This window comes from Halolactibacillus miurensis, assembly GCF_900116255.1.
Lineage (GTDB): Bacteria > Bacillota > Bacilli > Bacillales > Amphibacillaceae > Halolactibacillus > Halolactibacillus miurensis.
This window is the reverse complement of sequence record NZ_FPAI01000057.1, coordinates 1-1,571: the sequence shown is the minus strand read 5'-3', so window position 1 is coordinate 1,571 and position 1,571 is coordinate 1. Positions and strand designations below refer to the sequence as shown.

The following is a 1,571-nucleotide window of genomic DNA, read 5'->3' as shown; positions in this document are numbered from 1 at the left end:
TGGTTGTATAATATTTGGTGTTGGTAAAGGGATTTTAAGTGAGACAGAGATTGCTCACTAAAATAACTCACTAGCACCTTTTTTCTGCCTAAATGTAGAAAACAAGTGAGTTTCCCTGTAGAATTGAAGTCGACCAAAACTAATCCTTAGGAGGGAACTCACTTGTCTATATCTCATACTATAAGAATTGCCTTTGATATTCAAGATGAAAATATTAATTTTAAAGAGGATTGTGCCCGCGCGGGCACAAAGAATGGCCATGCTTGCACATTCCTAGAGGGGACACTCACGTATACTCCGACGCACTGTGACCGCTGTCATGCCGGAAATGAAGACTACACCATTATTAAAAATGGCACGAAGACGTCAACGATAGTCATTCCCGCTGGGGGAACGAAAAAGATGTATCTCGAATTAAGAAAACAACGCTTCTATTGTAAACAATGCCAGAAAACATTCGTGGGGAAAACATCGCTAGTTAATGAAGGGTGCTTCATCTCGAAAGATACGTGCCTTCAGGCGGGGATAAAAACAGCTGAAGCTCGTTCAGTAAAGGATATTGCCCGTGATTGTGCTGTTTCTCCAACAACGGTTCAACGAGAAATTAATAAGGCGAGTCAAGAGCTTCAGACGTATGATCGGACGTTACCTGAAAACCTTTCTTTTGATGAATTTAAGGTCGCTAAAGGACAGATGGCTTTTATCTATATCGATGTGGTTTCTGGTGATCTCTTAGATATACTCCCGCAACGTGATGGGCGCACGATTCGCAACCACTTTACGACGTATTTTACTTTTAAACAGCGCAAGAAAGTGAAGACAGTGACGATTGATATGAATGCGAGTTATCAAGGCGTGATTAAGGACCTGTTTCCGAACGCTAAGATTATTATTGATCGCTTCCACATCGTACAATTGATGACGCGAGCGATGAATAAAACGCGTGTCAAGATCATGCAGGCATTCAATACATCAAATGGTGAAGACAAAAAGAAATACCGTCGGCTCAAGCGATACTGGCGACTAATGTTAAAACCTAGCGAGGACCTTTCAAGTACAGAGTATAAGCACTATACCATGTTCGGGCAACTGCCATCTAAATCTGTTGTAGATACTATGTTAAAGTATTCTGATGAACTAAAAGCAAACCATGACTTTCTCCAACGGTTCTTTAAAGCTTTTGATGATAGGAATTATGACGATCTCGAAGAGATCGTGAAAGGAAAACTGGATGATAATATTTCTAGTTATATGAAAACGAGTATAAAGACGTTAAAAGAACATTTACCACACATTCAAAATAGCTTTGATTATACGTACAATAACGGTCGCATTGAAGGTATTAATAACAAAATCAAAGTCTTAAATCGCGTCGCATACGGCTACCGTAATTTCAAAAACTACAAGAACAGAATTCTTTTACATTTTGCGTACAAACCAGTTGAACCACAGAAGAAAAAAACACAAAATAAAACACATGTTTCAGCTGCATAAAAAGAGCCGAAACATGTGAAATATAAGATTGAAATTATTGGTTAAAACTTCTCACCAACACGATTTGACAAAGAACC

General features: G+C 38.8%; 1 protein-coding gene. It reads left to right on the top strand.

Annotated elements, in window-relative coordinates; genetic code table 11:
- The first annotated feature begins 162 nt into the window (after positions 1-162).
- Entirely contained in the window at positions 163-1,494 is a 1,332-nt protein-coding gene (locus BM390_RS15135; RefSeq protein ID WP_089855778.1) for an ISL3 family transposase, read from the top strand.
- The last annotated feature ends 77 nt before the right edge of the window (positions 1,495-1,571 follow it).